This window comes from bacterium (assembly GCA_040755795.1).
Lineage (GTDB): Bacteria > UBA9089 > CG2-30-40-21 > CG2-30-40-21 > SBAY01 > JBFLXS01.
In genome coordinates this window covers 1-8,425 of sequence record JBFLXS010000160.1, presented here as the reverse complement: position 1 = coordinate 8,425, position 8,425 = coordinate 1, and the positions used below count along the sequence as shown (strand labels likewise).

Below are 8,425 nucleotides of genomic sequence, written 5' to 3'. Positions count from 1 at the left end.
ATTACCTAAGTAACATGCAAATTCAATCTTAACAGAGCACTATAATCTTTGCGTTCTTTGCGGTTAATTTCTTTGCGTTCTTTGCGGTTAAAAAAGGATAAACCACTTAATCTTAAAAAAACTTGAACATCGAGTAATAGAAATTTATGGAAATTTGTTGTTTTCCACAATCAATTTCTACCTATTTCTATAAATTTCAATCTATTTCTATTATCTTATCTCCATATCACTCTTATCTTCTTATCTCCTTTCGGACACTTTTGATATATAGCCTGAACGGTTACTGTTTTTAAGCCTTTTTAAACATCGAAAAACGCGAAAAACACGAAAAAAAATATTTTCCTCTCTGTGAACTCTTGCGTCTCTGCGGTAAAGGATTACCTGAACTGTTACTCTTCCTTACTTTCCTTTAAACTTGCCCCAATAAAATCTCTAAATAATGGATGAGGATTGGTCGGTTTAGATTTGAATTCAGGATGAAATTGAGTGGCAACAAACCACGGGTGTTTTTTTAACTCAATTATCTCAACTAAATTATCATCTAACGATAGCCCGCTAAAAATAACATTATGTTTTGATAGTATTTTTCGATATTTATTATTTACCTCATATCTATGCCTGTGTCGTTCGGAGATTATCTCTTCACCATAGGCTTTATGAGCAAAAGAACCGTGTCCAAGTTTAGCCGGATATTGTCCCAAACGCATTGTGCCACCCTTTTCTTTTGTGTCTTTTTGTATTTCCATTAAATCGATGACCGGATGTGGTGTATTGGGGTCAATCTCTGAGCTATTGGCATTTTTTAGTCCAGCAAGATTTCTTGCTAATTCTATCACCGCACATTGTAACCCTAAACATATTCCCAAAAATGGTATTTTATTCCTTCTCGCATAAGAAACTGCCTCAATCTTTCCCTCAATCCCTCGATATCCAAAGCCTCCCGGAACTAATATCCCATTGACATCTTTAAATGCTTTATCTATCTTGTTTTGGGTGTTAAGTTCTTCTGAATCAACCCATTTAATATGAACCTTCACTTGATGAGGAACACCACCATGAATTAGTGCCTCAACAATGCTTTTGTAGGCATCTTGAAGCTGAATATATTTTCCAACCACAGCGATATTAACCGATGAATCGGGATTTTTAATAATATTGATTACCTTATTCCATTGTTCTTCTTGAGGGATGGATTCATAAGGTGGGGAAAGATTCAATAATTTTATAATAATCTTATCCAGCCCCTGTTTTTTAAATATTAATGGAACCTCATAAACACTACTGACATCATAGGCATCAATTATTGCCTCTTTATCCACATCGCAAAATAAGGCAATTTTATCCTTGAGTTCTGATAGTAGGGGTTTTTGCGTTCGACATAGAATAATATCCGGAGCAATACCAATCTCACGAAGTTTCATAACTGAATGTTGAGTAGGTTTGGTTTTAATTTCGTTTGAGACACTTATAAATGGGACTAAAGTAAGGTGGATATAAAGGACATTTTCTTTGCCAACATCTTTACGGAATTGTCTAATTGCCTCCAAAAAAGGTAATCCTTCAAAATCCCCAACTGTTCCACCAATTTCACCAATAACTACATCCACATCATCTTTGGATAGTTTTAATATTCCCGCTTTAATCTCGTCAGTGATATGTGGAATTACCTGGACAGTCTTGCCAAGATAATCGCCCTTTCTTTCTTTAGTTATGACTGAATAATAAACCATTCCGGCAGTGATATTGCTTTCTTTATTGATAATTGAGTTAGTAAATCGCTCATAATGTCCTAAATCAAGGTCTGTTTCTGCTCCATCATCCGTAACATAGACCTCACCATGTTGATAAGGGCTCATTGTGCCGGGGTCAACATTTATGTATGGGTCAAGTTTTTGCATTCGGATTTTTAGACCTTTGTTTTCTAATATATGTCCAATAGATGCGGCGGCAATGCCTTTGCCTAAAGATGAGACAACACCACCGGTGATAAAGATAAATTTTGTCATATTACCTCTTTCCTGATTACCAATTACTGATTACCTGTTTTCTTACCTTCTCTAAATCATCTTCAGTATCCACGCCTATTGATAAATATTCAGTTTCAACTACCTTAATTTTATATCCATTTTCTAATACCCGTAATTGTTCTAATCCTTCTGTTTGTTCAAGGGGAGTGGCTGGTAGTTGAACTAATTTTAATAAAAAATCCTTGCGATAAACATAAAGTCCAATATGTTTATAATTCTCATAATGAAATTGATGTCTAAAAAAAGGTATTGGTGAGCGAGAGAAATAAAGGGCAAAATCATCTTTATCCGTAACTATTTTAACGACATTAGGATTAGATAATTCAGTTTGGTCTGTTAGTTTGTGTTTAAGAGTAGTCATATAAATGATTGGGTCGGTCAGGAGAGGTTTAACTGCCTCATCAATCGCAGAAGGTGAAATTAGAGGTTCATCACCTTGAACATTAACCACAATTTCTACATCAAGTTGTTCTGCGACTTCCGCGACTCTTGAAGTTCCTGATTGATGTTCTCTTAAGGTCAAAAATACCTCTCCGCCAAAGTTTTTAACCCTGTCATAAATTTGTTGTGAGTCAGTGGCAACAATTAATGCCTCTAAAGTCTTAGATTTTTTCGCCCCTTCATAGACCCATTGAATCATTGGTTTATCTAATATTTTAGCCAATGGTTTGCCGGGAAATCTTGTTGAAGAAAATCTTGCGGGAATTATCCCCACTATTTTCATCTTTTATTTCTGTTCCTTCCAGATATTAAAATATCCTAAAGCAAATAGGGTTAAGACGAGCACTGGACACACGACTATTACCCATCCTCTCCACCAATTATAACCTTGTGGGAATACGGTGAAAAAGGTTATTATTCCTGTAATTATCCAGACTAAAAGTAATAATGTTACTCCCGCAACTACTCGTAATCTAAAATTACTTGCCTTTTTGTCAAGGTCTGTTGTTTCATACCAGAGTTGTAATTTGACCAGTTCTTCACCCAGTTCATCTAACGCGCCTTTCTGGAATTTCTCTTTTAATGATTTAATCAATTCCGATAATTCTATAGGTACTGTTGTTGGTTTTTTCTGGTTCGCCATTTCCTCTAATATCTTTTCAATCTGTAAGATACACTCTTCTTTTTGTTGTAAATCTAATTTCGCATCCTCTTTAAGTGAAAGTTCAACATCTTCTAACGGAACTTCTGGAGGAACATACATCGTTAATTTTACCCCTTTTTGTCTGCCTACGGAACGAATAAGTCGATATATTCTGGCGACTGAGATAGGTTGTTTGTTAATTAAATCCCTTTTTAATATCTCAATGAGTTTCTTCATCGCTTTTTTACTTTTAGTCAAAACATCCATTAATTTGCTACTTATAATCCAACTGACGAAAGCCGTTAAAAATATCCCCAGTAACATTCCCACGAGTAGTGTTCCTATAGTTGCTAATTCTTGTTGCACAACATTTATATTCATTTTTTTACCTCCATTTGTTTGGTAACTGGTAACTGGTAACTGGTAATTAGTTATCCGTTACTTACTTTTAATTTCGTGAAGCCCTATTTGGTAACTGGTAACTGGTAACTGGTAACTGGTAATTAGTTATCCGTTACTTACTTTTAATTTCGTGAAGCCCTATTTGGTAAATGGTAAATGGTGAATGGTAATTAGTTACCAATTACCAATTACCAGTTACCAATTACCAGTTACTTTATATCTCTCAATAATCGTTTGAATCAAATTAGTGGTTGATTTACCTTTAATTTCTGGAATGGTCAATACTTTTCCACCAGCAGAGGTGACAATTTCTCGACCTTTTATTTCATTTAATTGATAATCACCTCCTTTAACTAATACATCGGGAATTAACTCCGAAATTATTCTGACCGGCTCAATCTCTTCAAATATAAGCACATAATCAACACAAGATAAAGCAGAGAGGATATAGGCTCTATCTTCTTGAGGCATCAAAGGTCTTGTATCCCCCTTAATCTTTTTGATAGATTCATCACTATTAATGGCAACAATTAAAATATCACCATAAGTTTTTGCCTCTTCAAGGTATTTTATATGACCATAATGCAAAATATCAAAACAGCCATTGGTAAAAACTATTTGTTTGCCCTGATTTTTTAAATCGGATATTATATTTTTTAATTCCTCAAGGGTTTTAATTTTACTCAAGTTTTTTAATTCTTTCCTGCAATTCATCTATTTTTAATGTTGCGGTGCCTACTTTTTCGACGACGATTCCCGCGGCACAATTAGATAATCTGGCACAGGTTTTCATATCCAACCCTGCACCTAAAGCCATTGCCATCACCGCTACAACCGTATCTCCAGCTCCCGTAACATCATAAACCTCTTTAGCAATCGTTGGGATATGCGTCACATCGCCATTTTCTTCAAATAGAGTCATACCATCTTCGCCTCTGGTGATAAGGACTCCTTTAGCTTCTAACTGGGCTAAAATACTTTTGCCCACATTAATCAAAGATTCGTCATCAACTATTTTTTTACGGGTTAAACTTTCTGCCTCTTTAAGATTAGGGGTGATTACTGTTATTCCTTTGTAATTCAAGAAATGACTTTCTTTTGGGTCAACTATTATTGGTAGATTATGTTTTTTAGCCAGCGGGATAATTTCTTCTAACAATCTTGCATTGATGACTCCTTTACCATAATCAGAGATAACAATACTCTGAATATCTTCGATGACCATTCTACAAAAACTTAATATTTGTTTACAAACCCATTCATCGATATTAGAACGTTCTTCGCGGTCAACCCTGACTATTTGTTGGGAATGACCAATAATTCTTGATTTTAATGTTGTTGGTCGTTCGCTATCAATCACTACGCCATCAATTTCAACTCCTTTTGCTTTAAAATCTGTAAGTAATTTTTTGCCGGTTCCGTCATCTCCGATTACGCCAGCAGGATATATTTTCCCTCCTAATGAATAGATGTTATTAATTACATTTCCCGCTCCGCCTGGAGCATAGGTAATTGAAGTTACCTCAACCACAGGCACTGGCGCCTCAGGTGAAATACGCTCTACTTTACCGTAGATAAATTCATCTATCATCAAATCGCCAATAACTAATATTTTGACACCTTTAAATTTATCAATCTCCCTGGCTAATTTATCCATTATTCAAAAACCTCCGTCTTTTAGTAATTAGTAACTGGTGAATGGTAATTTGTGAAACCTTATTCTGTCTATTGTCTAATTTTATCACAAAGGTTATATTCTGTCAACAAAATTTTACTTGACCGATTTTGACAACAGACAGTCACTCTAAAGATTTCTTGTTTAAATGTCGATAAAAGAATAAGAGGGTTTTTAACAATGGCATATAAATCTTTTCAGGAATTTATACAAGAACTTGAAAGAATAGGAGAATTAAAACGGATAAAGACTAAAGTTAGTCCTATATTAGAAATTACCGAGATTACAGATAGATTCTGTAAAAATCAGGGACCGGCGTTATTATTTGAACAAGTAGATGGGGCTTTAATTCCTGTTGTGACAAATGCTTATGGCTCAATGGAAAGAATGGCATTGGCTTTAGGGGTAGAAAATCTCAATAAAATAGTTACTGAGATTGAAAATCTTATAAATACCGAAGTTCCGGATAATTTAATAGATAAACTTAAATTAATTCCTAAAGTATCTCAATTTGCCTCATTCATTCCTAAGAAAGTATCAGCAGGACTTTGTAAAGAAATAATTATTGATAATCCTGATTTGAGCATTTTACCTATATTAAAATGCTGGCCCGAAGATGGAGGTAAGTTTATTACCCTGCCTATTGTTATTACTAAAAATCCCAGAACAGGTATCCGTAATCTGGGGATGTATAGAATGCAGGTGTATGATTCAAAGACTACAGGTATGCATTGGCATCCACATAAAGTTGGGGCAAAACACTTTCAATTATATAAAGAAGTCGGAGAAAAGATGCCTGTTGCTGTTTGTTTAGGTGGTGACCCGGCAATTACTTATGCCGCCACTGCCCCTTTACCAGAAGAAATAGATGAATTGCTATTTGCTGGATTTTTACGAAAAAAACCTGTAGAAATTACCCAATGTCAAACAATTGATTTAGAAATTCCTGCTGACTCAGAGATAGTTTTAGAAGGTTATGTTGACCCTACGGAAGAATTGCGACTTGAAGGACCTTTTGGTGACCATACAGGCTATTACTCACTTCCAGAAAAATATCCGGTATTTCATCTGACCTGTATCACCCATCGAAAAAATCCTATTTATCCAGCAACCATTGTTGGTAAACCACCTATGGAAGATTGTTTTATGGCTAAAGCCACAGAACGAATATTTTTACCTTTGATAAAACTTATATTCCCAGAAATAATAGACATAAATTTACCCATTGAAGGGGTATTTCATAATTTAGCCTTTGTCTCAATTAAAAAAAGTTATCCTGGTCATGCCAAAAAGGTAATGCATGGTTTATGGGGATTAGGACAATTGATGTTCACGAAAATAATTGTTGTTTTGGATGAAGATGTAGATGTCCAGAATTTGCAAGAGGTTATCTGGCGTATCGGAAATAATGTTGACCCCAAGCGTGATTTTATATTTGTTGAGGGACCTGTTGATACCTTAAATCATGCCGCACCTTATCCAGGATTAGGCTCTAAAGTCGGCATTGATGCTACCAAAAAGTCTAAAGAAGAAGGTTTTATGAGAGAATGGCCACAAGATATAAAGATGTCAAAGGCAGTAAAAAGAAAAATAGATAGTATCTGGGGAGAGATGGTAATCAGTAAGTGGTGAGGTGAACGGTTACCTGTTTTCATCATTTTTTAGTTGACAGAGCCTTTAATTCTGTGATAAAATAAATCAAGAATAAAAAGAGGAGTCATAACTTGAAATTAAATAAAGAATTTTCTAATCAAATAAAGTCTCTATTACTTAAATACGACCCTGATATAGTAGAAATCATACAATTTGGGAGTTCTGTCTATGGCCTTGAGTATGCAAGAGATTTAGACTTATTAATATTTACTAAAAAAAAGAAGGGCTACGGAGGTTATTTAGATGCTCTTTCAAACTTAAATTTCCCATACTGGATTGATATTGTAGTCAATAGAATTGATGAGTCATTAGATGGATTAGCTAATGCAGTGTTAGTTTTTAATAAAATTTTATATGGGGATGGGAGGTATTTAATGGAAGCGACTAAGGATACCAATAAGCCAAACTATAAAGAAGCAAAAGCAGAATTGAAAAATGCGAAAGATATTCTGAAATTAGGATTAGAGATTAAAGAAAAATTAAGGAAAGAGCACTTTTTCAGAAATGCTTTCAATAGTTTATTTCATGCTGTAAGATTTGCTTCAATGGTATATTTATCTACTGATGAAAAGAGATGGGGTGAACTTAAAAAGAGACTCCCTAATCTATATCAGAAAGAATTTGAAAATTATATATCCACCTTACATATAAAATATTTCTATGATGGAAACTATCCAAAAGATAAAGTAAAAGAGGAGTTTGAAATCTGGTATAATAAAGTTAAAGACTATATTGAAAATCTACAGAAACAAAGGTAAAATGAGGATAGATAGGGCTTACCTATGAAAAGGGTTTGTAAATGAAGATAATTGTTGCTATTACCGGAGCAAGTGGAATTATCTATGCGAAAAGATTACTTGAATTACTTGTTCAACAAAAGCAAATAGAGATTTTGCTTACTCTATCTAAAAATTCTATTCTTACTATTGAAGATGAGTTAAATTTAAAAGTAGATTTAAAAAAATTTAAACCTGAAGATTTGCTGGGGAAAGAAGGAAAATCTATAAGTTATTTTCATTGTGAAGATTTAAGCCCTGATTTTATAAGTGGTTCAAACTATTTTGATGCATTTGTGATTATTCCTTGTAGTATGGGCACATTAGGTCGAATTGCGGCGGGGTTATCAGATAATCTTATTGGACGCACCGCAGATGTTGCTTTAAAAGAACAACGCAAATTTATTCTTGTGCCAAGAGAAACCCCTTTAAATTACATCCACCTGCGAAATATGTTAGAACTCGTCCAGGCAGGTGCTGTAATCCTACCTGCCTGCCCGGGTTTTTACCATCACCCAAAAACAATAAATGATTTAGTTGATTTTCTTGTTTCGAGGGTTTTAGACCATTTAGGAATAAAAACTAATGTCGTCATTAAGTGGAAAAATCCGCAGTAACTATTCACCGCAGAGACGCAGAGTAACAGAGAAAACATGGAAATAAATAATGATGAATACAAGGATCACCTATTTCGAACCGATAGTTATTCCCACTTTTTTCTTGGTCACTTGAACTGAAACTCTAAGGAGTGGTTGTTCAGCCAAGGAACTTTGGGGTCAATCCCTTTGCTTTTAAGTTTCTCTTCTAA

At 34.6% G+C, this 8,425-nt stretch carries 9 protein-coding genes; 4 read left to right on the top strand and 5 right to left on the bottom strand.

Annotated elements, in window-relative coordinates; translation table 11 throughout:
• Window positions 1–146: 146 nt before the first annotated feature.
• Window positions 147–293, top strand: coding sequence for a hypothetical protein (locus AB1414_11160; GenBank protein MEW6607989.1), 147 nt, complete (start codon window positions 147–149; stop codon window positions 291–293).
• Window positions 294–389: 96 nt separating this feature from the next.
• On the opposite strand, the gene AB1414_11155 is transcribed toward AB1414_11160, so the two are convergent.
• The 5 genes from AB1414_11155 to rfaE1 all read right to left on the bottom strand — a co-directional run bounded on the left by AB1414_11155 (window position 390) and on the right by rfaE1 (window position 5,170).
• Window positions 390–2,006 carry a CTP synthase gene (locus AB1414_11155; protein ID MEW6607988.1) on the bottom strand — a complete coding sequence of 539 codons (1,617 nt, stop codon included), beginning with the start codon at window positions 2,004–2,006 and terminating at the stop codon, window positions 390–392.
• A gap of 16 nt (window positions 2,007–2,022) precedes the next feature.
• Window positions 2,023–2,751 carry a 3-deoxy-manno-octulosonate cytidylyltransferase gene (gene kdsB / locus AB1414_11150; protein ID MEW6607987.1) on the bottom strand — a complete coding sequence of 243 codons (729 nt, stop codon included), beginning with the start codon at window positions 2,749–2,751 and terminating at the stop codon, window positions 2,023–2,025.
• Between the two features lie 3 nt (window positions 2,752–2,754).
• A complete protein-coding gene (locus tag AB1414_11145; GenBank protein MEW6607986.1) occupies window positions 2,755–3,492 on the bottom strand; it encodes a hypothetical protein in 738 nt (245 codons plus the stop codon).
• Window positions 3,493–3,708: 216 nt separating this feature from the next.
• On the bottom strand, window positions 3,709–4,200 hold the full coding sequence (gene rfaE2 / locus AB1414_11140) for a D-glycero-beta-D-manno-heptose 1-phosphate adenylyltransferase (GenBank protein MEW6607985.1): 492 nt from the start codon (window positions 4,198–4,200) through the stop codon (window positions 3,709–3,711).
• Complete coding sequence (rfaE1, locus tag AB1414_11135) at window positions 4,193–5,170, bottom strand: D-glycero-beta-D-manno-heptose-7-phosphate kinase (protein MEW6607984.1); 978 nt, start codon at window positions 5,168–5,170, stop codon at window positions 4,193–4,195. Before rfaE1 ends, rfaE2 begins: the two co-directional genes overlap by 8 nt.
• Before the next feature lie 198 nt (window positions 5,171–5,368).
• Between rfaE1 and AB1414_11130 the strand changes: the two genes are divergently transcribed.
• The 3 genes from AB1414_11130 to AB1414_11120 all read left to right on the top strand — a co-directional run bounded on the left by AB1414_11130 (window position 5,369) and on the right by AB1414_11120 (window position 8,234).
• Window positions 5,369–6,820 (top strand): menaquinone biosynthesis decarboxylase, encoded by a 1,452-nt coding sequence (locus AB1414_11130; protein MEW6607983.1) that lies wholly within the window; start codon window positions 5,369–5,371, stop codon window positions 6,818–6,820.
• Window positions 6,821–6,912: 92 nt separating this feature from the next.
• The gene (locus tag AB1414_11125; GenBank protein ID MEW6607982.1) at window positions 6,913–7,599 is read left to right on the top strand and encodes a hypothetical protein; all 687 of its coding nucleotides are present in this window, start codon (window positions 6,913–6,915) and stop codon (window positions 7,597–7,599) included.
• 41 nt (window positions 7,600–7,640) lie between these two features.
• Window positions 7,641–8,234, top strand: a complete 594-nt coding sequence (locus tag AB1414_11120; protein MEW6607981.1) for a flavin prenyltransferase UbiX — start codon at window positions 7,641–7,643, stop codon at window positions 8,232–8,234.
• Window positions 8,235–8,425: the final 191 nt, after the last annotated feature.

Bases quoted from the DNA above. Each gene is read 5' to 3' on its own strand.
- AB1414_11160 (MEW6607989.1), top strand. From the start codon at position 147: ATGGAAATTTGTTGTTTTCCACAATCAATTTCTACCTATTTCTATAAA.
- AB1414_11155 (MEW6607988.1), bottom strand. From the start codon at position 2,006: ATGACAAAATTTATCTTTATCACCGGTGGTGTTGTCTCATCTTTAGGC.
- kdsB (MEW6607987.1), bottom strand. From the start codon at position 2,751: ATGAAAATAGTGGGGATAATTCCCGCAAGATTTTCTTCAACAAGATTT.
- AB1414_11145 (MEW6607986.1), bottom strand. From the start codon at position 3,492: ATGAATATAAATGTTGTGCAACAAGAATTAGCAACTATAGGAACACTA.
- rfaE1 (MEW6607984.1), bottom strand. From the start codon at position 5,170: ATGGATAAATTAGCCAGGGAGATTGATAAATTTAAAGGTGTCAAAATA.
- AB1414_11130 (MEW6607983.1), top strand. From the start codon at position 5,369: ATGGCATATAAATCTTTTCAGGAATTTATACAAGAACTTGAAAGAATA.
- AB1414_11120 (MEW6607981.1), top strand. From the start codon at position 7,641: ATGAAGATAATTGTTGCTATTACCGGAGCAAGTGGAATTATCTATGCG.